The sequence below is a fragment of the Clostridia bacterium genome (genome assembly GCA_034926675.1).
Taxonomy (GTDB): Bacteria; Bacillota; DTU025; order DTU025; family DTU025; genus JAYFQW01.
The window spans coordinates 16090-42563 of record JAYFQW010000076.1; the positions used below are offsets into that span (position 1 = coordinate 16090).

25 protein-coding genes and 1 pseudogene are annotated in these 26474 nt (G+C 56.2%); 2 read left to right on the forward strand and 24 right to left on the reverse strand.

The genetic code is table 11. The annotated features are described in order from the left end of the window. Positions 1-233: 233 nt before the first annotated feature. A complete protein-coding gene (gene pepF, locus VB144_14535; GenBank protein ID MEA4884846.1) occupies positions 234-2033 on the forward strand; it encodes an oligoendopeptidase F in 1800 nt (599 codons plus the stop codon). A gap of 126 nt (positions 2034-2159) precedes the next feature. Here pepF and VB144_14540 read toward each other — a convergent pair whose 3' ends face one another. The 11 genes and pseudogenes from VB144_14540 to VB144_14590 form a co-directional block, all read right to left on the reverse strand. Beyond that, positions 2160-3572 carry an FAD-linked oxidase C-terminal domain-containing protein gene (locus VB144_14540; GenBank protein MEA4884847.1) on the reverse strand — a complete coding sequence of 471 codons (1413 nt, stop codon included), beginning with the start codon at positions 3570-3572 and terminating at the stop codon, positions 2160-2162. A 5-nt stretch (positions 3573-3577) separates the two neighbouring features. Further along, positions 3578-3859 (reverse strand): annotated as a pseudogene (locus VB144_14545) (electron transfer flavoprotein subunit alpha/FixB family protein). Beyond that, positions 3835-4071, reverse strand: coding sequence for a hypothetical protein (locus VB144_14550; GenBank protein MEA4884848.1), 237 nt, complete (start codon positions 4069-4071; stop codon positions 3835-3837). The pseudogene VB144_14545 and the gene VB144_14550 overlap by 25 nt, the downstream one beginning before the upstream one ends. Then, on the reverse strand, positions 4068-5015 hold the full coding sequence (locus VB144_14555; protein MEA4884849.1) for a MurR/RpiR family transcriptional regulator: 948 nt from the start codon (positions 5013-5015) through the stop codon (positions 4068-4070). The genes VB144_14550 and VB144_14555 overlap by 4 nt, the downstream gene beginning before the upstream one ends. Positions 5016-5018: 3 nt before the next feature. Beyond that, complete coding sequence (locus VB144_14560; GenBank protein ID MEA4884850.1) at positions 5019-5819, reverse strand: 2-amino-3,7-dideoxy-D-threo-hept-6-ulosonate synthase; 801 nt, start codon at positions 5817-5819, stop codon at positions 5019-5021. A gap of 51 nt (positions 5820-5870) precedes the next feature. Beyond that, on the reverse strand, positions 5871-6905 hold the full coding sequence (locus VB144_14565; GenBank protein MEA4884851.1) for an alcohol dehydrogenase catalytic domain-containing protein: 1035 nt from the start codon (positions 6903-6905) through the stop codon (positions 5871-5873). A gap of 39 nt (positions 6906-6944) precedes the next feature. Beyond that, on the reverse strand, positions 6945-7736 hold the full coding sequence (locus VB144_14570) for a sugar phosphate isomerase/epimerase family protein (GenBank protein MEA4884852.1): 792 nt from the start codon (positions 7734-7736) through the stop codon (positions 6945-6947). Positions 7737-7868: 132 nt separating this feature from the next. Further along, a complete protein-coding gene (locus tag VB144_14575; protein MEA4884853.1) occupies positions 7869-9164 on the reverse strand; it encodes an ABC transporter substrate-binding protein in 1296 nt (431 codons plus the stop codon). Between the two features lie 115 nt (positions 9165-9279). Then, on the reverse strand, positions 9280-10164 hold the full coding sequence (locus tag VB144_14580; GenBank protein MEA4884854.1) for a carbohydrate ABC transporter permease: 885 nt from the start codon (positions 10162-10164) through the stop codon (positions 9280-9282). Between the two features lie 25 nt (positions 10165-10189). Beyond that, positions 10190-11074 carry a sugar ABC transporter permease gene (locus VB144_14585; GenBank protein ID MEA4884855.1) on the reverse strand — a complete coding sequence of 295 codons (885 nt, stop codon included), beginning with the start codon at positions 11072-11074 and terminating at the stop codon, positions 10190-10192. Positions 11075-11148: 74 nt separating this feature from the next. Beyond that, on the reverse strand, positions 11149-12165 hold the full coding sequence (locus tag VB144_14590; protein MEA4884856.1) for a DMT family transporter: 1017 nt from the start codon (positions 12163-12165) through the stop codon (positions 11149-11151). 1062 nt (positions 12166-13227) lie between these two features. On the opposite strand from VB144_14590, the gene VB144_14595 reads away from it, so the two are divergent. Then, positions 13228-13440, forward strand: a complete 213-nt coding sequence (locus VB144_14595) for a hypothetical protein (GenBank protein MEA4884857.1) — start codon at positions 13228-13230, stop codon at positions 13438-13440. 326 nt (positions 13441-13766) lie between these two features. Here the strand turns inward: VB144_14595 and VB144_14600 are convergent, their stop codons facing one another. The 13 genes from VB144_14600 to VB144_14660 form a co-directional block, all read right to left on the reverse strand. Then, positions 13767-15263 carry an aldehyde dehydrogenase family protein gene (locus VB144_14600; protein ID MEA4884858.1) on the reverse strand — a complete coding sequence of 499 codons (1497 nt, stop codon included), beginning with the start codon at positions 15261-15263 and terminating at the stop codon, positions 13767-13769. A 26-nt stretch (positions 15264-15289) separates the two neighbouring features. Next, a complete protein-coding gene (locus VB144_14605; GenBank protein MEA4884859.1) occupies positions 15290-16579 on the reverse strand; it encodes a glycine/sarcosine/betaine reductase component B subunit in 1290 nt (429 codons plus the stop codon). A gap of 33 nt (positions 16580-16612) precedes the next feature. Further along, the gene (locus tag VB144_14610; protein MEA4884860.1) at positions 16613-17920 is read right to left on the reverse strand and encodes a glycine/betaine/sarcosine/D-proline family reductase selenoprotein B; all 1308 of its coding nucleotides are present in this window, start codon (positions 17918-17920) and stop codon (positions 16613-16615) included. 65 nt (positions 17921-17985) lie between these two features. Further along, a complete protein-coding gene (wrbA, locus tag VB144_14615; protein MEA4884861.1) occupies positions 17986-18627 on the reverse strand; it encodes an NAD(P)H:quinone oxidoreductase in 642 nt (213 codons plus the stop codon). 237 nt (positions 18628-18864) lie between these two features. Then, on the reverse strand, positions 18865-19437 hold the full coding sequence (locus tag VB144_14620) for an XRE family transcriptional regulator (protein MEA4884862.1): 573 nt from the start codon (positions 19435-19437) through the stop codon (positions 18865-18867). Between the two features lie 292 nt (positions 19438-19729). Next, positions 19730-21460 carry a phosphoenolpyruvate--protein phosphotransferase gene (ptsP, locus tag VB144_14625; GenBank protein MEA4884863.1) on the reverse strand — a complete coding sequence of 577 codons (1731 nt, stop codon included), beginning with the start codon at positions 21458-21460 and terminating at the stop codon, positions 19730-19732. Positions 21461-21470: 10 nt separating this feature from the next. Beyond that, a complete protein-coding gene (locus tag VB144_14630) occupies positions 21471-21737 on the reverse strand; it encodes an HPr family phosphocarrier protein (GenBank protein ID MEA4884864.1) in 267 nt (88 codons plus the stop codon). Then, on the reverse strand, positions 21730-22149 hold the full coding sequence (locus tag VB144_14635; GenBank protein ID MEA4884865.1) for a PTS sugar transporter subunit IIA: 420 nt from the start codon (positions 22147-22149) through the stop codon (positions 21730-21732). The genes VB144_14630 and VB144_14635 overlap by 8 nt, the downstream gene beginning before the upstream one ends. A gap of 36 nt (positions 22150-22185) precedes the next feature. Further along, positions 22186-22659 carry a PTS sugar transporter subunit IIB gene (locus VB144_14640; GenBank protein ID MEA4884866.1) on the reverse strand — a complete coding sequence of 158 codons (474 nt, stop codon included), beginning with the start codon at positions 22657-22659 and terminating at the stop codon, positions 22186-22188. Positions 22660-22822: 163 nt separating this feature from the next. Continuing rightward, positions 22823-23680, reverse strand: a complete 858-nt coding sequence (locus tag VB144_14645; protein MEA4884867.1) for a class II fructose-bisphosphate aldolase — start codon at positions 23678-23680, stop codon at positions 22823-22825. A 36-nt stretch (positions 23681-23716) separates the two neighbouring features. Further along, positions 23717-24775: a zinc-binding dehydrogenase gene (locus VB144_14650; protein MEA4884868.1), complete on the reverse strand. Its 1059-nt coding sequence runs from the start codon at positions 24773-24775 to the stop codon at positions 23717-23719. A 92-nt stretch (positions 24776-24867) separates the two neighbouring features. Beyond that, positions 24868-25704, reverse strand: a complete 837-nt coding sequence (locus tag VB144_14655; GenBank protein MEA4884869.1) for a PTS system mannose/fructose/sorbose family transporter subunit IID — start codon at positions 25702-25704, stop codon at positions 24868-24870. Then, positions 25694-26449 (reverse strand): PTS sugar transporter subunit IIC, encoded by a 756-nt coding sequence (locus tag VB144_14660; protein ID MEA4884870.1) that lies wholly within the window; start codon positions 26447-26449, stop codon positions 25694-25696. Before VB144_14660 ends, VB144_14655 begins: the two co-directional genes overlap by 11 nt. Positions 26450-26474 lie beyond the last annotated feature (25 nt).

The window sequence follows — 26474 nt, forward strand, 5'->3', positions numbered from 1 at the left end:
CAGTTGTGCATTCCTATCCATTGACGAAGCCGTCGATAGGCACAATTGTCACTTCTTCGCCCAAGCGCACGCTTAACCACGCTCTCTGGACCGCATACGAATATACCCCCGTGGCCATAGGAGGAGACGGCGTGAGACTCTCGAACACATCAATTGACCCCGCTGGTCAGTGATTCGCGGTCCTGAGGGCAGCCGATGCCCTGAACGTCATGGAAACCATCGGAGGTGTTCGAATGGCTGGAAGGTTAACTCGGAGAGAAGTGCCAGAGGATGAGACATGGCAGCTTGAAGACCTTTTCCCGACTATCGCCCAGTGGGAAGCGGCGTTAGCAAATGTGGACTCGGAAATCGCCACGGTAACGCGCTACCGCGGTCGACTCGCAGAAGGGCCGATTACGCTAATGCAATGCCTCGAGGCGGCCGAGGCCCTTGCTCGGCGGTTCTACCACGTGGAGTTATATGCAGAGATGCTCTTATCAGGCGACGGAACTGATCCCGCGAACCAAGCCATGGCGGGACGGGCCGCCGCCGCCCGCGCGCGCGTCGGAGCCGGGCTGTCGTTCATCGAACCCGAGGTCCTAGGGCTTCCCGACGGAACCATACAGCGATGCCTGGAGGCCGAACCCGGTCTGAAGTCGTTCCAGCGCTACCTGGAGAAGGTCCTCAGCAATAAGCCTCATGTCCTCTCCCTGCAGACCGAGGCGATCCTGGCCTCCCTCGGCGAGGTCATGGAGGCGCCATACTTGCTCTACAATCGAGCCAAGAGCTCCGACATGCAGTTCGAGCCGGTCACCGATTCGACGGGGCGCGAGGCGCCAGTTTCGTTCGCTGCCTACGAGGTTACGCTGGAGAAGTCGTCCGATGCCGTCCTCCGGCGCAACGCATTTGCGTCTTTCACGCGCGGCCTGTCTGCCTACCAGAACGTGCTTGGAGGCGCGTTCGGAACGGAGATCAAGAAGAACGTTGTGCTCGCGAAGGTCCGCGGATTCAAGTCGGCAACCCACATGTTCCTGCACCATCAGGAGAGCTCGATGGCTGCATACACCGTTCTGCTGGACGTGATCCAGCGGGACATCGCCCCTCACATACGCCGGTATGTTGAGCTCCGCAAGAGAGTGCTAGGCCTGGACAGGATCATGTACTGCGATATCGAGGCGCCGCTGGACCCCGGGTTCGACCCCGAGCTGAGCTTCGAAGAAGCGGGCAAGCAGATAGTCGAGTCAGCCAAGATCATGGGCGAGGAGTACACCCAGGTCATCCGCACCGCCCTTGCCGACAGGTGGATCGACCGCGCCGACAATGTCGGCAAATCCACAGGAGCCTTCTGCGCTAGCGCCTATGACGCACATCCTTACGTACTCACCACCTGGGGCAACCGTGCTCGCTCCATGTTCACCCTTGCGCACGAGCTAGGACACGCAGTTGCGGATGTGCTCACCGCCCGTAACCAGCGCTTCGCGAACATCGACATGTCCATGTTCATTGTGGAAGGCCCATCCACATTCAACGAGATGGTTCTGGCCAAGTATGTGCTGTCGCAGAACAACGATGGGAACGTGCGCCGCTGGGTGCTCATGCAGGTGCTGGGCACTTACTACCACGACTACGTCAGGCACATGCTCGAAGCTGAGCTGTTGCGGCGAATCTACGATCTCGCCGAAGCCGGGACCCCCATAACGGCATCAGTGCTCTCTGCGACCCAGGGCGACATCCTGAACAGGTTCTGGGATGGACTTGTTGAAGTAGACGAAGGCGCCCGCCTCACATGGATGCGCCAACCCCATTACTACATGGGGCTATACCCCTACACCTACTCCGCCGGCCTAACCTGCTCAACGCTGATGGCGCAGGCCATCGACGAGGAGGGGCAGCCCGCCGTGAACAGGTGGCTTGAAGTGCTGAAATCAGGCGGCTCCGTGAAGCCCCTTGATCTGATGCGCCGCGCAGGCATAGACCTTGAGGACCCCGACACCGTCACAAAAGCCATCGCTTACGTTGGTCAGCTTGTTGATGAAGTGGAGAAGTCATTCTGAAGTGCACCGAGATGCACGCGTAGGACTCCATGGAGTGCCCGAGGCACAGGCATGGGCAAGGGCATAGGCGCTGGACACTGAGGAACGACTTCAATGGCCCCCGCCGTTCCGCTCCATTCCCCAGGTCTAGCGCACTACCTTGCCCGGGTTGAGTATGCCGTTAGGATCCAGGGCGGCCTTGATGGACTTAGTCACTGTGATTTGCGCCGGGTTAGCGAACTTGCTCCATGAAGCAAGCCTCTTGGCGCCGATGCCGTGCTCCCCTGAGAGGTTGCCGCCGCGGCTGTATGTGGCGGTGTAGATCTCTTCCAGCAGACGGTCGCGCACACGCTCCCACGTGAGCTCGTCCATGTCGCCCCGGAGCAGCGTCGCGTGGATGTTCCCGTCCCCTGCATGGCCGAAACATGGTATGGCCACCCCATGCCTTGAAGACATGGCGGTTATCTCCGAAAGCAGACCCGGTATCTCGGATGTGGGAACAGTGATGTCCTCCATGCAGTACACCGGGCTCACCAGCCGCAATGCCTCTGCGATGCACTTTCGGGCCTTCCATATCCGATCATGTGTCGACAGATTGTCGGCCACGAACACCTCGAGCGCGCCGCTTTCCGCGCACAGCTTCCCGATGAACTCGTATTCCGACTCCACTTGGGTTTCCGAGTTGCCCTCAAGCTCGATCACGATGTAGGCGCCGGCATCGCTATACGGCAGCGACGAGTTCAGGTAACGCTCAGATGCTTTGATGGAAGGGCTGTCCATGAACTCCACGGATGTCGGGATGATGCCGCCGGCAGTCATGATCTTCGGGACGACCTCTATCGCCGTCTGCATCGACTGGAACGGGACCAGCAGAGCCACGCTGAACCGCGGAAGCGGGAGAAGCTTGAGCCAGGCCCGCGTGATTACACCGAGCGTTCCCTCCGAGCCCACCATCAGGTGGATCAAGTCGTATCCGGTGACGTCCTTAACGCATTTGCCACCCAGCCTCATAATCTCGCCGCTGGGCAGCACCACTTCCAGCCCATAGACATGTCGTGCTGTGGTCCCGTACTTCACGGCCTTGTTGCCGCCGGCGTTCTCGGCCAGATTCCCACCTATCTGTGAACTCTCTGCTGAGCACGGATCTCCTGCGTAGAGCAGTCCTTCCTCTCGTGCCTTCCTTTGGATCTCCCCCGTGGTGACCCCAGGTTCGACCACGATGAATAGGTTCTGACGGTCCAGATCGATGATCCGGTTCATTCGCTCCATGGACAGCACGATCCCGCCGCACATTGGCACGCATCCCCCGGAAAGCCCCGTGCCTGCGCCTCTCGGAGTAACGGGAACCATCTCTCTGTTTGCCAGTCTCAGTACCTCCGAGACCTCCGCGGCGTCCTGCGGCTTCACCACGACCTCGGGCATCCGAACGTAAGCCGCCTCCGAAGTCTCGTCATGAGAGTACACACATAGCCTCTCCGGGTCGGTGACCACGCCGCGAGGGCCCGTTATGCTCTCCAATTGCTTGAGGATCTCCGGCGTCACCGGATTGTAGCGATTCACCGCAGTCACCTCCCCGTCTCCTTGCGGAGTTTCTCGATCATCTCCGGGACTACGTCGAACAAATCCCCCACTATGCCGTAGTCGGCCACCTTGAGGATCTGCGCATCTTTGTCTTTGTTGATCGCCACGATCGTTTCAGACGTCTGCATGCCTGCCAAGTGCTGTACTGATCCGGATAGGCCGATGCCGACGTAAAGACGTGGCGACACCGTTTTGCCTGAAAGGCCTATCTGATGGGGATAGCTGATCCAGCCGAGATCCACTACATCGCGCGTGGCGCCAACCGCAGCGCCTTCACCGCAGGCTGAGGCCCCATGCTCATGGCGATGACTGTGGAGCCGGGTATCGACTCCCTGATGCGCAGCGCCTCTCCGAGAGCATTCTCGTCGAGCGGGTTTGCCACATTCTCATGCTCTGTCCGAATCATCGTGCCGGTCTTCTCGTCCATCTTGACGTTGGAGGTCCCCGGCACTTGCTTCATGAGAACGAAGATATTCATCGGCCACTCCCCTGTTCCTGCCTCTCGTTCTCCTTCCGGGGCAGCGCTCGATCGCTCCTATTCGACTGCGGCGAGGCGTTTGAGCAGCCCCTCAGCTTAGCGAGAAGTGCGGCCCTGGTCTTGGCGAACTGACCGGAGAACACATCGGGCCTCCTGCTGACTGTGCCCACGAAGATCAAGTCGATCACAGCCAGCTGAGCCGTGCGCGACGCCATGGCGCCTCCCTGGAAGAGCGACTCATCAGCACTGGTGCATATGACGATATCCGCCGCGTCGCATATGGGCATGTCGTGAAAATTCGTCACCGCAACCGTGGTCGCCCCGGTGTTCCTAGCGATGGTCAACGCGTCGATGGTGTCTCGAGTAGAACCTGAATATGAGATCCCGACCGCCACATCCAGCGGTGTCAGCACTGCGGCCGAAACGGCCTGCAAGTGGGCGTTGGAGTTGTACCCTGTTGACAATCCTATCCGCATGAACTTGATATACGCGTCCATTGCGACAACGCTGGAGGGGCCTGCCCCGTAGAAGTCCACTCTCCTAGCACTGGCCAGCGCATCGATTGCCCGGTTTACTGCCTCGTAATCCAGCGAGTTCAAGGTGGCCTGGAGGGCCCTGATATTGTTGGAGAACACACTCTCAGCGAGTGTTCCCATCTCGCGCGCCGTGTCGAGCTCGCCCACGACGAGCTCCGGTATCAGAGCCCCTAATTCCTGAGCTATGGCAATGCGAAATTCCTTGTATCCGTCCAGACCCAGGTTCTTACAGAATCGCACTACAGTCGATTCCGAGACGTCACACTCGCGAGCCAGTTCGGTTATTGTGGACTGAACGACTTTCCTCGGGTGCTCCAGCACGCGCAGAGCCACCCTCTGTTCACTTGGAGGCAATGTGGCCAGCACACCTTGCACCTTTAGGAGGCAAGCCCCCTCAACCTTGCCCACACATCAACCCTGCCTTCCGCAGTAGCTATCCGCCTGTTCCGCGCTCCATCCCTCATGTACGATGCCACGAAGCGCCTCTATCATCCTCGTTGGGTCGGGCTGGCCCCACACGTTCCTACCCATGGCTACGCCCGCTGCGCCCGCCTTCATAGCCGACTCGACCATCTGGAATGTCTCAATAGGCGCATCGACCTTCTCGCCTCCAAGCACCACCACAGGCACAGGGCACCCCGCGACCACCTCGGCACAACCCTCTTCGGAGCCAGGGTAGAAGGTCTTCACGATATCAGTGCCGAATTCGGCCGCAGCCCGGGCGCCCAGTTTCACTGCTGAAAGATTGGAAGGCTTATCTACATTCTTGCCTGCCGGCCACACCTCGGTCATCAGCGGCATGCCCCAGTCATAGCAATCGTCAGCAACAAGCGATGCCTGCCGCGTGAACTCGTCTTCCCTCTCATGGCCGTACTTCACAGTCACGGCGACCCCAGTAGCGCCGAGTTTCAGCGCGTGCGAAACCGAACTGATCAGCGCCTCCTCGAACTTGCCTCCGAGAACAGTGAAACCTCCAGTGATGCGGATCATGAGGCCAATTGCGGGATCGAGCGCTTCCCAGCCCCGCTCCACCATGCCGCGCGTAGTCAGTATGGCGTCGGGTTTGCCCTTGACCACGCGGCGGAACGCTTCAAGCGGGTTTTCAAGCCCATGCGCGGGCCCTATGATCTGTCCGTGGTCCATGGCGACAATGACCGTGCGCCCGGTTCGGGGGTTGATGAGAGACTTCATCCTAACGTTTTTTCCGATCATGACTATCACGCCTTTCGGTCAAGATTGCAGTTTGAGGTCGCCGGCCCCGAATCACTGAGCGTCCATAGAGAGCACCACGCGCATTGTGTCAACGGATGCATTCTCCGACAGAGCCTTCGCAACATCGTCAAGCGGAACAACTTTGGAGACCATGGATCTCACATTCACGATGCCAGACGATATGGCGCGAACCGCGGTGAGGAAGTCCAGCGGTGTCCGACTCTCGCTCCCCATCACCTGTACTTCTGAGTAATGGATCTTGTTAGGATCCGCGTCCCACATGGCGCCTTTCGGGAACATGCCGAAAAGCACTATCCTAGAGGTATTCCCCGCCACCGCCAAAGCCGAGTGAACAGCGGCGATCACTGGAGCAGTGACGATCACAATATCAGGCGATGCTCCGAATCCATCAGTCACAGTCTGCTTGAGCTCAGCATCAGGCCCAGATGCTGCGGCGAACCTGGCGCCTAACGACAAGGCTATCTGCCTCCTCGCCGGATCAGGATCTACAACACCCACTTCGAGGCCCATCGCAGCTCCAACGATGACGTGAAGCATACCCATGGGTCCCACACCGTACACCAGCATGGTCTCTGTAAAGCGTGCCCCGGCCTTGTTCAGCGAATGGATGGTGCATGCCGTGGGCTCAGCGAGGGCCGCTTCCTCGAAGCTAATGGATTCGCTTATTTCAAACACCTGCTCCGACGGCACGGAAACGTACTGGCCGAAGCCTCCGAGCAGATTCAGGTGACCCCGGTACATATACTTGCACAGATTGCCCCTGCCAGTGCGGCAGAACTCACATTCACCGCACCTGTTCAGCAGGTCTAGCGCCACTCGAGTCCCAGGCGCCAGAGTACGTCTTACCGCCTCTCCTACCTCCACGACCACGCCCGACGCCTCATGCCCCGGAACCACCGGGTACCCTATGCTCTTCTCCCCGCTGTATAGCCGCCTCTCGAAACTGCATATCCCGCAGGCTCTCACCTTTACGAGAACCTCGTTGGGCCCCACTGATGGCATCTCTCTCTCCTGAATCTCTATCTTGCCCGGTGCAAGCAGAACCGCAGCCTTCATGGTAGACATAGTAGAGTCCCTCCCTCCGTGTTCGAGCCACCCCAGAACCTAATCGAATAGCCGGGCCAACTTCCGCTTTTCATCAGCCAGGGCGTCTTCATCACCCGGTATGTAGGTCTCAAGCGAGTATATGCCCGAAAATCGATGCTCCTCGAGTGATCGCGCAATGGCCGGCAAATCCAGCGTCCCTTCGCCTATTCGAAGGTGGAGGGCCTTGTCAGTGGCGTCGCTCACATGCACGTGAGCGATCCTCGGTCCGAGGTTCTCTATGAACCGCAGTACGACCTTGGTATCCCGCATGTGCGCGGTATCGAGGGTTATCTTGAGATCCTCCACGCCGCAGTCTTTCACGACCCTCAGCATGTCGGGGTAATCTGTTACGGACGCTACACCCTTGTCGATCTCCATGTTTTCCAGGGCCAGCGTCACTCCAAGCGACGCGCCCTTGTCGAACGCACGTCCAAGTGCCTCCACCTGTGCCTTCCAGTGCTCCGTGAAGGGCTCCTTCACTGAAAACCGTCTGCCTGGGTGAACGACCACGAGTCGGGCGCCTATCTCGTGCGCGAACTCTATGCAGTCAAGGAGCTGCCTGATGGATTCGTTCCTTATGCCGATGTTGGGCGAGGTGATATTCACGTCCATGACCGGGCAGTGGACGGTGGCCCCAATTCCGGACTTCTCGAGCACCCGGCGCACGCCCTCTGCGGGGCGGCTGGGGAAGTCCCTCCATACCTGGTCCATCCAAAGCTCTGCGAAGTCGTACCCGCACCTGGCTATGGCTTGAATGGCCTCATCGAGCGGCCTTGAGTAGAACACCATTGTTGTTACGCCGAATTGCATGTGTTAATCACTTCCACGATTCCAATTCACGGTTCCGGGCGCCAACCCCGGTTGCCGGGGCTACACCCGGAACCGTGAGCATTTTGTCGAACCGACATCATGTCGGATTAGATGTTGCTTTCACCGTCAGTGCTACTTCTTGACAATGGACTTGATGGCCTCGTTGGCCTCTGCTGCGGCCTCGTCGAGCAGCTGCTTTGGATCGGCCTTTGAGAACAGGGCTTTCTCAACCGCCAGCCCCAGAATACGCGATACCTCGGGGTAGGTCTCGTTGTTAGGACGCGGCTTGGCGAATGCCATCTGGGCAGCCATCGTGGCCACCTCCGGATTGGCCTTGAGATAGTCCTTGTAGACCTGGGAGTTGACCACAGATGTCCTGAGTGGTGTGTATCCCGTCATGGTGCTCCACCTGAGGTTCATTTCCGGGCTGCTCATCCACTTCACGAACTTCCAGGCTGCAGCTTCCTTCTCGGGGGAGTTCTTGAATATGGCCAGGTTGTTTCCGCCCACTCCGGTAACCTTGTTCTTCCCAGCCGGCATGTGCGCCACACCGATGGGGAACTTGCACTTGGCCTGCCTGGTTTCTAGAGTTGATGAACTCGCCATTTCCATGGCGATTCTTCCCACCGTGAAGCCCTCGGTCGGCGGGGCCACCGGGAGGACGCCATGCTTATTAACGAGATCGACCCAGAACTTGAGCGCCTCCACACCGGCGGGGCTGTTGAACGCAACCTTGCTGAAGTCGCTGTTGTACAGCTCTCCGCCCGCCTGCCACAGGAAGGCTATGTAGTAGTAGACGGTTCCGGCGTCCGCCTTGACTGGGAATGACAGGCCCCACTCGTCGACCTTGCCGTCCCCGTTCACATCGCGGGTAAGTTTCTTGGCGCAATCCACCAGCTCCGTCCATGTGGTCGGAGGCTTCTCCGGATCCAGTCCGGCAGCCTTGAAAGCGTCCTTGTTATAGTAGAGTACAATATTGCTCATGGCATATGGCATGGTCCATATCTCGCCGTCCACAGTGGCGGTCATCCACGCGGTCTTGTTTACATCCGCCTTGTCGATCCCGTCGGAGCCGTCAATCAGCGTCTGCATCTTGACGATGGCTCCGGTGGACGCAAGTTGAGCCGCCCAGAACTGATCGATCATCGATACGTCCGGGGGCTGCTTCCCTGCTACAGCGGTGAGCAGCTTGTCCCGCATGGTCCAGGCGTTGCCAGAATAGAGCGGCTCCACCTCGATGTCGGGGTTTGCCTTGTTGAACTCCTTGATCAGCGTCTCATGACGTTTGCCCATATCTCCGCCGAGGAAATGCCAGTAGCTCAGCTTGATCCTGGCGGGTCCCGCCGCGACGGAGCCCACACAGAGCGCCAGAAGTGCAATCGCAGCGACGCAAGAGATCACGATCCGTTTCGCAGCACACCGTCTCATTGAGTCCAGCTCCTCTCGCAAGATAGTGTTTGATGCGCCTTGGGCGCCATGGTCAGCATCTCCGAAGGATCCAGGGAATACTGCCCTCCTCTCATCCGTGACAGTCGAATGCGCACTAGTACTTCAGCCCGGTGAAAGCGATACTCTCGATAAATTGCCTCTGTGCGGCCAGGAAGGCCACCAGTACTGGCACTGTTGCCAAGACCGTGGCAGCCATGAGCATCGGCCAGTTGGTCGATGCCTCTGCACGCAGCAGAGCCAGACCAACTTGGAGGGTCCTCATGGACATCTTATTTGTTACTATCAGTGGCCACATGAAGTCGTTCCATGCAAACATGAACTGGAATAGTCCTAGAGTAACCATTGCAGGTTTGCACAGAGGCAATACTACGTGTCGTAGAACTCCGAATCGGGAGCAACCATCGATGATCGCTGCTTCCTCCAAAGACCTGGGCATTCCCAGGAAGAATTGCCTTAGCATGAACGCGCCGAAAGGTCCGGCTGCAAATGGAAGTATGAGCGCGGAGTACTTGTCGACCATTCCTAGGTTCCGAACCAGTATGAACGAGGGTATGACAGTGGCCTGGTGCGGTATCATCATGGCTGAGAGGTAGATCATGAAGACCGTGTCCCGGCCGGGGAAATCCAGCCTCGCGAACGCATACCCCGCCAGAGCGCTCGTGATGAGCTGGCATATGGTGATGCCCCCTGCCACAATGAAGCTATTCAGATACATGCGCGCAAAAGATATCTCCGTCCATACCTCTTTGTAGCCGTCGAAGTTGAGTTTGGATGGAAGCCACTGGAGCGAATACGTGAACACTTCGCTATCGTCTTTGAGCGACGTAAGTATCATCCATACAAACGGCAGCGCCATGAATATCGCGCCGACTATCAGCACTGCATGCACCAGCGCCGTGCCCGCGGTCTTGGACACAACACGCCTGGCGTGGGCGGCGTTGGCTCCCCTGCTGTTGCCCATGATTGCGTTTGTAGGCATCCCTCTGGCACCTCGTCCTTTCTCTTCAGTCCTCAGCCTTGAGGAGTCTCTTCTGAAGCATGGTCAGAACAAGTATCAAAGCGAACAAGAACCAGGCCACAGCGGAAGCGTACCCGCTCTTGTAGAACTCAAACGCCTGCCTGTAGATATAGTAGACAAGGACCATGGTCGAGTTCATGGGCCCGCCGCCTGTCATCACGTAGACCTGCCCGAATACCTGGAACGACTTGATAGTGCTCATGACCAACACGAACCCGATCGTCGTGCGCATCAGCGGCATAGTCACATAGAGAAACTTCTGCCAAGCCCCGGCGCCGTCTATCTCAGCGCTCTCATAGTACTCCGCGGGCACATCCTGCAGACCCGCCAGGAAGATCACCATGTTGTAGCCGAGGTTTTTCCATATGCCAAGCATTATCACCGAAGGCAATGACCAGCGCGGATCGGCGAGCCACGCAGGCCCCGAGATTCCAACTTTCTCCAGAAGCGCGTTGAATAGGCCGTAATACGGGTCGAACACCCACATCCACACGATGGCCACCGCCACCATCGATGTGACCACCGGCATGAAGTAAGCTACTCTGTATAAGCCGCGGCCCCTCAGCTTCATGTTGAGCAATACTGCCACGAACATTGAGAGCGTTGCGCCGATTGGAACTGTTCCGATGGCGTACTTTGCGGTATTGGCCAGCGCCACCCTGAAATCAGAGCTCGCCATCATCCTCGCGTAGTTTCCGAAGCCTATGAACGTCTTCTGACCGCCCAACAACGAGCAGTCGAAGAAACTGAGATAGAGGGAGTAGATGACAGGATACACAGTGAAGAGACAGAAAATGGCCATCGACGGCAAGAGGGCCACAAACGCCGTCTTCCTCTCCTCGGAGTGCAAGCGAGCGCCGCACGTGTTCATCGACCTAGTCAACCCCCATGCAACGTTTTCCGCGCCGATCGCGGCAACCAGCGGCAGGAGCCGGCGCGGGTCCGTCAGTCGTTTTCCACCTGAGTCCACACACATGAAGACGTTACTAACAGTATCCCGACGATGCCCGTTACTGTGACCGATTCACCGAGGAAAGCCCATGAGAGTACGTTTACGATAGCTGGATATGACGCGCTTATCAACATGACCTTGGAGATGGGGCACATCGCCAGCGCCCTGTACATGAAACCCATGGCCACCACGCCCGCCAACACGCCAGCGCACATGATCATGCCTATCCTGGCCAGGCCGAGAGAGGCAAGGGGCGCTGGATCGGCAGCAGCTCTGGCCGCCAGCAGAATGGATGCTGTGAGGTACTGGACCACGAATCCGATTCCCTGATCGGCTCCCCTGGATAAGCCTCGCCTGATCAGGACGGATGACCCGGCAAAACAGAGCGAAGCCAGCACCGCCCAGGGAAGGCCGGACGACAGGAAAGCGGACACATCAGATAGACTCTGCTGCTGAGTGGATATTAAGAGTATGCCGACCAGAGACGCGGGAACACCGATCGCAAGCCGCCAGCTGCCCTTCTCTTTGAGCAGCAGTATACCCATGAGTATCGCCCACAGGCTCCATGTTTGGACGATTGCTACAGTGAACCCGACCCCTCCGAGCCTCATAGCAGTGAGGAAGCTATGGGTTCCGGTGACTGGCCCCAGAAGCCCTGCTGCCGCGAAGTGCCAAAGCTCAATGGTGCGCGCAGCGGGACGCCCCTCAGCCTTCACCGCGCTTCCTGCCCCATCCGCACGTGCCTGCAACCTGGCCTGGACCCACCGAAACAGAATCGACACGGCAGCAGTCGTCCAAACCTCGATTGATGTGACCGCTGCCGGAGGCGCCGCCGCCACAGCTACCCGTTCGATCATGTTCGCGGCCGAATTGGACAGAACATACAGGGCCATGCAAGCGCGCCCGCGACGAAACCCCTCGGCGTCTCGTTCGAGGGGCAGCGGGCCATCCAGAAAGCGGGCGCCCGTTCTGTTACGGGCAGTTGAGCTTCCCTCACCTCGTGCTGCCATGAGAGCATCACTGCTCCTTTCTGGCTTGCTCCAACCTATGTATCAAGTACAAGCTCAATTCGGCGGCGCGTTCGGAAATTCCTTCTGACACTTGGAACTTTCTTTGCACCGCGGTGAGTTTCGCGAGGAGGCGCCATGCCGACCAACCGACCGGAGGCGGTTTGCACTCATGATTGATAGACTCTCGGCGTTGGTCACGTTCTGACTTTTGGACTATAGCGTATGCCTCATCATGACCTTCAACCCTGTACCCCATCTTCGGCGCCCTTGACGGGATCGGAACGGAAGTTCTTCCACTCGAACACAGAGTCCCAGTTTCCTCCCGGATTCGCGCGCGCCGCATACCCAACACGGTATCCAGGTGCAAGCTGGACGCGGAGTGACCAAGTTCCTGCGGGAGATGGGCGCTTACAACCCAGGTTTACCGCCACAGTGCATGCCTACGGGGGATTTCGGACCCGGCAACGCCCCAAAAGCGCTCCCAGCAATCTCGTTTCGCCTAGATTTTGTCATATCCGCGTCTACTGTGGCCAATTTGAGCCAACTCGAGCCGTCATATACCCCCCCATTCCGCACGATCCAGCGTGAGAATGAGCCCAGCTGATCCGATTTCAACCACCTTGCGGGATAGCCTGGGTCAGATCCGTACACCTTAGCGGGAAACCTCACAGAAACGCGCTCGGGCCGCTTCGGGCCCTCCAGGCTTCCGGAGAGCGCCCAGGTTTGCGACCGCTGTGTGGCTCGCTTCGTCGTGATCGCCGGGGGCGTTGCTGCCAGACTGCGAGACTGCCAGGCCAGAGGCGTGTGCAGGGCTGCACGCCCGCGCTGCCTGACGAGGCGCGACCGGCACGACCGAGTCCTGGGGCGATGATATCGACGAATCCAGCAGTGAGACGAGCTCAATGTCGATGGAATCGACGTTGAAACGCCCGCAATGTCGATGGAATCGACGTTGAAACGCCCGCAATGTCGATGAATCCAGCATTGAGGCCCTCTAAACGTCAGCTCTCGCAGAATCCGGGACGGGGAGCTTTCGCGGCGAACCGCATGGCATAATGTGGCGTGGCTGACTCGCAGGTAGACGCGTTTTCAGGGATGGGCCGGGTGCGCGATGCAGTTCACGTGTACCTCGACAGCGGGAGCCGGACCGTCAATGTCGACGAAATGGACACTGACCCCGTGGTCAATGTCGAACTGAGTGGCATTCAGCTCGCGACGATGCCGGTTTGGTCGGCATTGACCGCCTGCGAGAAGACGTTGAGTTCGATGTGGTGAACAATGAGTCGGTGCATGTGGCTGATGGCGCTCGGACTCTTTCGGAATCAAAGCTGTTCCCGGATAAGACGCTCCGCGCCCTGGGAGTGTCGCCGTCCGTCTGTGTTGCGGCCCCACGGAACGTTCGTTTCCCTTGAGAAACGAGCGGTTGAATGCCCAAGGGTGCGGAATATGGGACAAAGGGAGGCTGCCGATGCTCCGGCAGCCTCCCCGAGATTTCCGTATCGCCGGACCTTAGTGCATGAAGAGTCTCGGCAGCAACAGCACAGTATCCGGCGCCAGTAGGATGACCACTACTGCAACAATCATCACTGCACCAACAGACTTCATTGGGGCGGCAGAGTTCCTTCACTCATATCCATGAACACCGTTTTAGACCTCATGTATTTCTGAATGCCGGCAATGCCGAGACCGCTCTCTTTCCAGCCGGCTCCGGGAGACTCGTTAATGGCTTTGCTGAAGTAGGTGTTAACATAGATTTGACCGGCCTTAATCGCTTCCGCTACCCGTAAAGCCCGTCGGCAATCATTGGTGAACACGGCTCCAGCTAGTCCAAAAGGCGTACCGTTGGCCAAATCTATCGCTTCTTGCTCAGTTTCAAAAGGCGTTACTGTAAGAACTGGACCAAAGATCTCTTCCTGGAAAATGGTCATTTCCGGAGTAACATCCGCAAATACGGTAGGAGGAACGAAGTTGCCCTTAGCCAGCGCCGGGTCGGTGTAGGGCACACCACCGGTAATCAGGCGGGCTCCCTCTGCTTTGCCCTTTTCAATGTAACTCCATACCTTGGCGGCATGTTGCTTATGAATGAGGGGCGGTAGGTTTACCCCTTTTTCATAGTCGAAACCGTCGCCGGGGATCATCTTCTCGCATTCGATCTTCAGTTGGGTCAAGAATTCATCATATATGGATCGATGCAAAATGAGGCGGGCGCCGGAAACGCAAACCTGTCCGGAGCTTAGGGTAAAACCGAAACGAGTCCACTTGACAGCGGATTCCCACTCAATATCCGGGAAAACGATGTTGGGGCTTTTGCCGCCCAGCTCCAAAGCAATGTCCTTGACAGTCTTGCTGGAATCAGCAATGACCTTCTTGCCTGTCTCGGTGCCGCCGGTCATGGATACCATATCCACTAACGGACTTTCAACCAATGCGCTGCCGACTTCACCGCCGGAACCGGTTACAACGTTGACAACTCCCGGCGGGAATCCGGCTTCGTGAAATAGCTCCGCCATGGCCAGGATGCTTAAGGAAGCCCAAGACGAAGGCTTGATGATGACAGTATTACCGGCAGCCAAAATGGACGCAACTTTGAAAGCGCCCATCATCAGTGGACCGTTCCAGGGCAATATCTCACCAACGACTCCCTGGGGTTGCCAGATTACATAGTTGAAGTATCTGCCTTCTCCGTCAACCGGCACGACCTTGCCTTCCAGGCAGCGAGCCTTGCCAGCACTATACTCAAAACCGTCTAGTCCCTTAACTGCTTCATAGTACAAGGAACTGGTAAAGATCTTGCCACAGTCCAACGCCTCCAGCGCGGCGAATTCCTCCAGTCGCTGCGACATTAGGTCTCTGGTCTTCAGCAAGAGCTGGCTTCTCTGGTAGTTGGTCGTCTTGCCCCAAGGACCGTGGTCGAAAGCATCCCTGGCTGCCAGAATCGCTTTTTCAACATCTGCTTTGCCGCCTCTGTAAGCTGTGGCAAATCTCTCGTTATTGACAGGGTTGATGATATCAAAAGTCTCTCCGGATGCAGACGGAACGAATTCGCCGTTGATATAAAGCTTATAGGGTTCCTTCTTAACATAATCATACGGGTTCATCGCCTGTGCCCCTTTCGAAACTGTTCTTAGTGATCACGTGCCGCAATCAAACCGAAGCCGGTCTGGTTGGCGCCGCAGTACATCTCGTGAGAGATATCAAACTCCAAACTGCCGGATGCGTCCATCCTGATCCCACCCAGTTCCCTTGCCAACCTCAGTTCCCCGCCTCCAACCGGCGTGAGCGGCGGAAGGACTATCTTCTTCTCGATACTCCCCGCACTCACTATGGCATCGGCCTCTTCCACGCTGTCCAGCAGGGCAATGGCATCCCCTTCAGGTCCACCCATCTCATAGGCAATGATCACCGCCTTGATGCCCACTTCTTCACATGCCTTGACTGTCTGCATCGCCTCAATTGCCGAGTTGCCGCCTCCTTCCCATGTTATGATGGCGCCCTGGGCATCCAGTTCCTTGGCCAGTTTGGCTGCATATTGTGCAGAACGAAGCTTCTCGTAGAATGTATAGTTATGTCCCCGGGCAATAACCACTCCGGCGAAATTGTGGTTGATCCCGTGCCCTTTGTATAGCTCCAACACCACAGGGTTGTTACAGTGTAGATAGGTCGGTGTCTTGAAACAGGCATAGGCATAGTTCCCGCTGACCAGGCCACCGTCAATCATCTCATTGGGGTTGATCACTGTAGGCAAGTTGTCGTACATATCCTTGCCATAGCAATATGTATGGGCATATGTTCCTTGCGATTGATACTGGTGGATATAGACTACATTCGGAAGATCACTTCGCCTGTTCTCAGTACTGAAAACATCCATCACATCGGGTGTTAAGCTCCGGACGGTTTCCGCCAGGTATTTCGATACCTTGATGCCCGCCAGGCGAACAGCGACATCATACTCCATATCTGACCTGCCTTCAGCCAGTTCAAAGGAGAGGACGATGTTGATCGTCTTGTGGAATGGACTGTAGTATTTTCCGGGCCCAACCATATCGATTATTCCTTCTCGGGGTATCAGCAATCCCCCAGCATCCCAGGGCAGTTCCGCGCTTTCCATCACTGCGACTCCACTTAGCCGATGCGTTGTCCCTCTCCCAACTGTTATGGGGGCGGACATGAACCCCGGAAAGGATTCCAGCCCACTGTCTAGTTTGATTCGTGGCTCAATAACATCAAGGACATGAATGATCCTTTTTCGCTCCCCTGGTTTTACGATGTCTACTCGCACACCAGCGAGATTGCCGTCCTGCACAACCAGGTCCTTGATCTCCTGTTCATTGAGCCTAAGAACACCGTCCGCGAATGCCGTTTCACTATCGAACACAACGTCTTCTACTTCGAAAGCGCCTAGATTCAGCTTCATAAGGCCCTTCCTCCTCTCAATGCCTTAGTCGTTTCATGCAGAGAATACTGTCGGCTTTTCGACTTCGGTACACAAGGCATCAAGTGCGGCCCTTACAAGCTTCCTCCTATACTCGATTTCTCGTTCCCATGGAAGAGAAGCATTACTGCACGTATAAGGAATACGACCGCCAATAACAATCCTGCTCGCTCCAACTGCTTCTGCAATTGAGCTCATCGCTGTAATACATGCCGCAGGTATTCCGGCTTTTTCTATTTCCTTGGTTAGCGTTGCACCGCAACGCGTGCCAGTCGCTCAGGTGGAGGGGATGAGAACGCCATCCACCTTTGCCTCCAGCAGTTCCCTGGCAATTTCCTCACCGAATCTCATGCTTCTATCAACCGGTGTACCGTTGCCCACAGTAGCGTAGTAGATATCATGCAGTTTACCAATATATCCTTCTCTTTCGAAATACCTCAAAGCGTCCACAGGCAGAACCCTATCTGGGTCCTCGTTGGCGAAACTGGCATCAAACCCTCCGTGAACGGCTTCATACTGTCCCTTTTCTAGATCGGTGATCCCCCTTAAGGAATATGACGCCCAGTTCGTTGCATTGGCATGCCTAATCCTATCCGGATTCCCAAAGGGGACAATTCCCGCTTCAGTCACCAAGGCGATGGTTGCTTGTGAAAGATCCTTGATCGGTTTGGCGGGCGCCACTTCCTCATATTTCTCTACTACCACCTCTGTCTTGAAGGGCTCGCCTTTCAGTTTCTTCTGCAGCATCTGCACGGCCCTCACGGCTGCAGGCTCATCTACTATCTGGTTAAGCCGTTTGCCGCGAGGGATATGGCCTTCCTCCTCGGCCGACAGAATCTCCTCGCCATTCATTATCTTTTTTCCCAACCTCGCCATATTGCGTATGGCGTCTTTCATGCCGGCTGCCGAGGCTGCCGCAGCTACGATGAGCAGGTCCTTCCTATAGATCTCCACTGCAGGGTTTTCAGGGTGCATGGCCGTAATCACGGGGATGCTGAGACGCTTGGCGACACTAGTACAGATCCCGCCGCAAGCCAGCCCATATCGTCCAGCATTGAAAGCTGGCCCTGCTGCCAGCAGATCCACACCCTTCTCACCAATTGCCTTGCAGACCTCATCAATAACTTGCTCACTATTCTCGCTATAGTAGTTATCACCGCAGATGATGGTTATCACGATCTCGTAGCCATCGCCCAGTTCTCTTTGCAGCGCTATGCCCGGCCCAATATGCCCTTCTTTGATCGTAAGCGGCGTACCAGCAGCATCTTCACCGCCAATTCCGCCGTAAAACTGGTTGATATAGTGAGCTATTCGTTTCGTCATATGGCTTTCTACCTCCGTTGCACGTTCTATGCCGGCAGCAATGGTTTCAGTCCTCTGCATTTCGCCTACATCTGCTTGCGCCCCAGTTCCAGGGCTAGGGCCACCTTTGCTATGAACTCGCCATGCAGCCTGCCCAGGTTCTTTTCGTAATCGTGCACCGGACGCATCGCCTCTCCTCCACCAACTGCGCAACTCGCTCCGTACTGGGTCCCGCCGACAACAACATCGATCTGTCTCATTTCGAATATGTCATGCCGGTTCGGCATTGGAACAACCACCATTCCAAAGTGCATCAGTGTAGTTTGCATCCCTCTGATGGTTTCTTCAGCTCCACCATTCTGGCTTGCGGTTGAGGTAAAGGCGGCCCCAACCTTGCCGATCAGATCCCCGTTCAGCCACGGCGGAGCGGCGGTATGGTCCAGATAGTCCTGAAGCTGTGATGACATCCTGCCAAAATGCGTTGGAGCGCCCAGTATTATGGCATCTGCTTCCAGGATAGGTTCCGCGTCTCCCCACTGAGCCACTGGAATATGATCAAAACGTTCGCTCTCCGAACCCAATCTGGTCAAAGTCTCTTCGTCAAAGGTTTCTGGAACACGATACAAACTGGCTTCACAACCTGGAACTCTCCTTACCCCTTCTGCTATCGCCTCAGCTAGGTCGTATGTGTGCCCGCCGATACTGTGAAAGATGATGTGCGCTCTCATTTGCTCCAGCCTCCGTTACTGATGTTGACTTCTCGATTGCTCAACAGGTTTTTCGCCGCAGTACACATCAATAAGCATTTGACGCGCCTGTTCTTGCGTCGGCGTAGTCGGCGCCAGTTTCGCGGACACCACATCAAGAGCCGGCTCATGGCCATACCCTGCCATGCTGGCGGAACTGAGCAATCCAGATTCACTCAGCCTCCTGCAATCGTCTATTGACTAGAGAAGGCTACGCCCTTACAGGAGGAAATCGCCATAGGGAGGGCTAGCTACCAAAAGGAAACGCGCTGGCAAATCTTCAGTGTAGATCGAGTGCCTCATACTCGAACTGAACATGATAGGATCTCCCTTTTCCAGCTCATACGTTGTATCCTCTACCATCACAAAGAGCTTTCCTTCTAGTACTGTGATGAACTCCTCACCTTCCTGATCGTGACAGTAGACCCTTCTTTCAGATGGGGTATGGGGTGGATGGTATACTTCCATGACCTGCATGTTCTTCGAGCGCCCTGAAGTAATGAGGTTGAACCTCAATCCATCCTGTGTGTGGTATGTCGTTGTGTCGTCTCTGCCCACAAGCGAGACAGGACCCTGACTTGCAGTTTTGAAGAAGTACACGAGGTCTACGTTGAAAAACTCCGATAATCTTTGCAGATTAGCAATTGAAATCGAGTGCTTGCTGTGCTCCAAACCCCACAGATACGAATAGCTCATGCCAGTCGCTTCTGCTGCCGCCTTCAAGGATATTCCTTTTACCTGCCGGAGCTTCTTCAGTTTGCCTCCGACATCCACATTCTCGGCATTGCTCACTTTCAATACTCCCTTTTTACAGGCTATACTGTTAACTAGCAACTGTCAACGCTATTATACTATCAATAGGATGACTGCTTGTGGCATTTGGCATTACGAGTATCTACATGTCTTATCAATGAGATAGTTCTCTGGACATAATCAACAACCTTCCCTCCTTGGTGTTTCTCGATCAGTCCGTCTCTACGCGATCTGCTCGTGAAACCGACCGCAGCGAAGCGCAATGCGCGACGGTGCGGTCGGTTAGTTATCTGTACTCGTTATCCAAGACTACCTTTGAGGACAAGCCGCGTCAGCGCATGCCCGGCAACCCTTCCAGATATGACCGTATCTCACCGCCGGTGCTCATGGACTTGATTCGTTCCCAGATCAATGACGCATTCCGGGAATCGAGGCTTCTGACAATCTGCTTTGCCTTGGGCAAGGAAGAGGATGCCATGCTGAGTTCATCTATCCCCATTCCCACCAGAAAGGGAATGGCCATGGGCATCCCAGCCATCTCGCCGCACATGCCCACGTGCATCTGGTTGTTATGACCTTCCTGAATGGTTCTGGCGATGAGCCTCAGCACTGCAGGGGATAGGGGATCGTTGAGGTATCCAACATGCGGATTTCCACGATCACATGCCATGGTGTACTGGACTAGATCATTGGTGCCAATACTGAAGAAGTCGCACTCCTTCGCCAATATGTCTGCGGTCACGACCGCGGACGGTATTTCGACCATGATGCCGACAGGAATGTCGCTCTGCACCTCGACTCCCTCGCATGACAGCTCGCGTTTAACGCTCTCCAGCACGAACTTGGCGGCTCTGAGGTCTTCGACATTCGCAACCATGGGGAACATTATCTTCAGGTTGCCGTAGACTGATGCTCGCAAGAGGGCCCTGAGCTGAGTTTTGAAAAGCCGCTCCTCCTTGAGGCACAGGCGGACAGCCCTCAGCCCCAGAAAAGGATTGGCTTCGTTGGGCATGGCCAGATACGGGATGAACTTGTCGCCGCCCGCATCTAGAGTTCTCACAATCACCGGACGGGGGTCCATCTCGCAGAGCACTTGTTTGTAGGCCTCGAACTGCTCGTTTTCATCTGGGGCAGAGGTCCTATCAAGAAACAGAAACTCGGTGCGGAACAGGCCCACTCCTTCGGCGCCTGCAGCCTTCACCATCTTCGTGTCATTAGGTCCACCGATGTTGGCAGCGAGCTGCACGCGCCTGCCATCAGCCGTGACCGAAGGCAGGTTGCAGAGAAGCATAAGCCTTCGCTTTTCCTCCCTGATGGCCTCGACTCTTACTTGGCAATCTGCGCACTCTCTATCATCAGGAGTCACGATCACCTCACCGCTGTCACCATCCACTACCACCACATCACCATCGGCTATTGCCTTCGTCGCAGCGCCTACTGCCATGACAGCCGGAATGCCTAGGGCTCTCACAAGGATGGCCGTGTGCGATGTGGCTCCACCTCTATCCAAAACCACCGCTGAAACCCTTGTTGCATCAAGGCCTGCAGTATCAGAAGGAGATAGATCATCGGCGACGATGACTGGGTTTTCGGGCATACCTGTTCCCGGAATCCCCATAGCGCCGCCCGTAAGGCAGCAGACTAGTCTTCGCCCGATGTCTCTGATATCCTGGGCTCTAGCTGCAAGATACTGATCCTCAAGCGCCTGAAGCGTCTTGGCGTTCTCCTCGCACACCATCGTGCAGGCTATCTCAGCGGAAACAAGATCATGCCGTATTCTGTCCTCAACCGACTCTTCAATAGTTGGATCCTGCACCATCAGCAGTTGTGCTTCGAAGATTGCCGACTCATGCTCGCCAACTCTAGCCAGGGTTTCCCTCTGGATCTCCGCGAGCTCACAACAGGCCCTCTGAACTGCATCCTTGAATCTTGCTATCTCGGTTTCCGCTTCCGCCTCAACTATGTGTCGTCCTACGTCATCCGCATGAATGGCCCTCAGCACAACAGCGCGACCAACGCATAGCCCTGGAGATACCGGAGTGCCCACTAGCTTCCTGCTCATCCATACCCCCCTATATCCCGTCGGCTGACTCATTTACTATTGACACGAGCTGCTGCAGTGCTTCAACTTCTCCTGTGCCGTCGGTTCGAATCACGACCTCCTGCCCGCATTGAACTCCCAAAGCCAGTACCTGGATCATGCTCCTGGCATCAGCCTTCTTCCCTGAAGCCATGAGCGTTATCTTGCACCTGTGCCTCATTGCTTCCTGAACGAGGCGCGCGGCAGGCCGGGCATGCAATCCCACCTTGCTCTTGATAGTCACCATGGCCTCAGTCAATGTGCGTCTCCTCCGTTCCTCCATCGCTCAGGTTCACAGCTTGGATTCCCTCAATGCCGGCACCACAGGCAAGCCCGGAGAGATCGTCTATGTCCACTCCTTCACGGGATAAGAGCACAGTCACAAGCATCGGAACATTGACTCCAGTCACTACGCGGCTATTTCTCATAGTTGAGGCCAACGCAGCAACATTGCACGGCGTCCCGCCCTGCAAATCAGCAAGAAAAAGGGCTCCGTCACCGCAGTCCACCGTTTCCGAGGCCATGGCCACTGAATCCCTGTAATCTTCCAGGCTCATGTCGGCCGTGAATGGAACACTAGCGACTTGAGCATGTGGCCCGACTATCATCTCGGCAGTCTCGAGGAGAGCCTCTGCCATTCGACCGTGGCACAACACTACTATGCCAACCAAGACGCACCCTCCCCCACAAATAGGATATGTGCCATGCTAGAGCTTGTGGCGAATGTCGTTTTTGGGAGACGAAGGAGTCATCTGAGAGAACACGACGATGCCCGCTCCCAGCATCTCCCTCAGAATCTCTATCTCCTCGGGATCCGCGCAAACAGACTCGTCCAGTCTGGCCCTTCCAGGGCCTGAAGGCATGTTGCCGAGGTTGACCTTCTTGATGTTGATGCCCCCATCGACAAGGCCCTTAACATCTCTTGGCGTTCGCGCTATCAGCATCACCTTGTCCCCGGAATTGTCCTTGTTGATGACGCCTATCGCCTGGGCAACAGTCAATACGTCAAGAGTCGCGATGCTCCTTGGCTTCGCCATCTTCAGAAGCGCCCTCTCCATTGGGTCATTGGCTGCTTTGTCGTTGACCACCATGAGCCTGTTGACGCCTGTGCCGTGAACCCATGCGGTAGACACTTGCCCATGAATGAGCCTGCTATCGACTCTGACAAAGACCAGTTCCATCCGTTTCATATCCTCCTATGTGAGTAGGTTCATTTCCAGATGGACCTCCATTGCACAGTGCCAGCGCGCCGTGCCCGAAGACCTGCTCACGTCATCCCATGATGATGAGCAGGTCCCACAGGCATTACGACGGCTTCTCCGATCACGCCTGGGTCATCCAATTCTAGCGGTCGAGGGCGCCGCTAGACCCAAATACCGTAATATAGTGCATTACCATCTTCTTGTATGCTTCGACGCCCGCTCCGTAAACCATGCTCAATGGCAGGAACCCAAGGGCGGTAGTCTTGCCGCTTAACAGAAGTGCTTTGATGGCATTGGCGCCCGCCGACGACAAGTCGCTGAACAGATTTATCTTGCTGATGCCTGTTCTGACCGCAAGGGCAAGCTTGTCGTCGCCTGTTGATGAACCGCCGTGAAGCACCAGGGGCACGGGTACGGCTTCGCGGAGTTCCGAAAGACGCCCAAAATCCAGTTGAGGCGTCTCCCCTTCATACAGCCCGTGCGCGGTTCCGACTGCAACAGCCAGGCAATCCACTGAAGTCAGTTTGACAAACTCAACTGCCTCAGCTGGATCAGTAAGAGGGGCAGTACGATCCTCAGCATAATTGCGGGCGCTTCCAACTCGACCGAGTTCGGCCTCGACCGAGATTCCTGCTGCGTGCGCCATTTTCACGACCTCAGCCGTGATCTTCACGTTCTCTTCGAAGGGCAGCTTGGAGCAATCGATCATCACCGAAGTGAACCCGGCTCGTATCGCCTTGGCGCAAACGTCAAAGGTGTGCCCGTGGTCGAGGTTGAGAGCAGCAGGGACCTCCGGATATCTTGCAGCGAAGAACCTGGCGATGTCGGCTACTGCCTCGAAGTCGTTCATCTCAACGCAGTCTAGGATGATCGGAGACCTCAGTTCACTCGCAGCCTGAAACACCGCGTTCACTGTTTGCATGTCGTTGACTCCCGGAGCTGCTACGCCGTACCGCTTCTGCCGCGCATCCTGCAACAACACATTCATAGTTGTAAGCATCAGATTAGTCCTCCTCAATTAGCTCATAGACGGCTACTACATCGTAATCACAATACGATAGGTGTCTGCCTTAATCGCTTCTTCAAAGGCTTGCTGAGCCTCATCAAGCGGCATGACCTTCTCGATCATCGGTTTGACGTCGATAATGCCGCGCGAAATCAGCAATGCGGCCTGATAGAGGGCCTTTCGGTTCTTGCTCGTTGATCCGGTGATCCAGATTCCTGACCTGTGTACGAAATTGGGGTCGATTGATATGGGCACAGCCGGATGAGCCGATGCAAACAGCATCATCTTGCCGTGAGGCGCCAGAAGCCTTAGGGCATCGTCATTGGCCGGCTTCACGCCTATCGCCACTATAACTACGTCAGCTCCACGCCCGTCGTTTACGGCCTTCAGTTGCTCAACGATGTCGTCGTTGATAGGGTCGAGAACAGCGTGCGCTCCAGCCTTCAGGGCATGCGCGCGCCTGTTGGGATCCAGATCGCTTACCACAACAAATGCGCCCCTCGCCCGAGCAACCAGGACATTGGCTAATCCCATGGCGCCTGCTCCGATTACCACAACTGTTTGACCCAACTCAATGTCAAGCTTATCGGCGCTGTTGACAGCACAGGCAATCGGCTCTGCCAGAGCAGCCTCCTCAAAAGGTATGCTCTCCGACATCTTGACGAGGTCATGCGGATCCACGGAAGCGTACTCCGACATGCCAAAAATGCCCGCTATCCCATCTGGCCTGCCCGTATTCTGCTGTTTCTGCAGGCGTTCTTTCTCAGCTGGGCAAAAGGAGTCTTGCCCCACAGCGCACTCATGGCACTCACCACAGGCACTTCCTCCGCCGCGAGCTACATGGTCTCCAACCTTCAGAGGAGTGTGGGTGTCTGGGCCTATTGCTTCAACGATGCCCGACACCTCATGGCCCCAGCATCCTGGATAGCGAGGAAAGACTCCAGTGAAGAACCTCTGCTCCAAGGTGCACAGTGCCACGGCCTTCTGCCTAACGAGCACCTCCCCTCGCTTTGGTGCAGGCATGTCGATCTCCCGCATTTCCACCCTTTCTTGTGCTACGATCACTGCTGCTCTTGACTTGACTAACATTGGTGAACCCCCTCTACACTATCGGACTCGGTGTGGGCCCGGCCTTCTGGTGGGGCCCACACCGAACGATACTCCGCCATGGAAAACGGAAGCTATGCCAAGATACCTAAAGCGCCAAGGATAGTGCCAGCCACGAAAACGCCCCAGATGATGTTGGTGACCTTGGCGCCCTTCTTGAGCAAATGCCATATGATCAGCACTGTCGCCAGGGGCAGGAGCCCGGGCATCAATCTGTCGAACACCTGCGTCTGGAGGCTGAAAGCGGTAATGTCTGAGATCTTCAGCTCATATGCGAACCTGAAGTTCACGTATCTGGCTGTTAAGCCGCCTGTAGCGATAAGGCCCACGAACCCCGCGGCATCGGAAAGCCGCTCGAGTAGGCCGCTTTCGTACATGCGCTCAACCAGATTGCCGCCATGTACATAGCCCTGCATGTACGCCCAATACGAGAATGCGTATGCGTACGCCGAAGCACCCACCGCGTAGATCAGTGGGCCTAGGCCGTTGCCCTCCAGGCCAAGAGAGATGCCTATTGCGAGCAGAATCGGAACCACCATGCCCTGAGTAATGGTGTCGCCAAGGCCTGCAAGAGGGCCCATGAGCGAGGTCTTCACTGAGTTGATAGTGTCATCATCCAATGGAACTCCGTTAGCGCGTTGCTCTTCCATAGAAGCTGCCAGACCTGCCGCCAGAGCTCCAACCTGAGGACTGGTGTTGAAGAATACAAGGTGGCGTTTGAGGGCAGCAGATATCTCTTCCTTGGTTTCATACAGATCCTCGATGATGGGAACCATTGCGTGAGCGAATCCAACCGCCTGCATGCGTTCCCAGTTGTAGAGACCATGCAGAAACGCCGACCAGTTGAACCAGGATTTCAGCAGCGCACGACGGGAGATTTTCTTCCTCGCCTGTGTTTTCTCAGCCGACATTCTCAGAGGCCCCCTTCCCATCATGCCTGAAGTACAGAAGAGCGGCAGTGCACATGCCTAGGATTACGATTCCGATGATGTCGAGCTTGAGATACGCTGCAAAAACGAACCCTATCAGGTAAATCGACAGATCCATAGTGTCGCGAGCCATGTAGCGGAACAGCATAGCGTAGCCTACGGCTGGCAGAAGCTTGCCAGTAACGCTCAAACCAGTCATTAGTTTCACCGGCATGGCCGAAATGAGGGCCTGAACTGGCTCGGCGCCAAACGCCACAATAAGGAATATGGGAATGGCCGGATACAGGAGCGCGGCAATCGTGCCTGGAATGAGGTTCAATCGCACAATGCCTCTGAGATTGCCCTCTTCTGCATATGCATCAGCCTTGTGAACGAACAACGACTTGACTGCCATCATCAGAGGATTCACTGCATTTCCCAGAAGTCCGATGGGTATGGCAAAAGCTAGCGCGGTCTCTACGCTCATGTTGGCGAGAATGCCCATGGCGGTGCCGACGATGCCTGCACTGGTCATATCTCCGGTAGCTGCGCCGCCAACGTTCATGTAGCCAATGTAAACAGCGTTGATAGCTGCGCCAATCCGAATTCCCTTGGCGACGTCACCGAGAATGAGGCCTACGACGGCTCCAGAGACCAATGGCCGCATGAACACCATGAAGCTTAGGTTGATGCTGAAAGGACTCGCTACCCACCAAGTGAACAGCCCGATGAGCAATGCTTGAAACAACCTCTGCCTACCTCCTTTGTGTTGT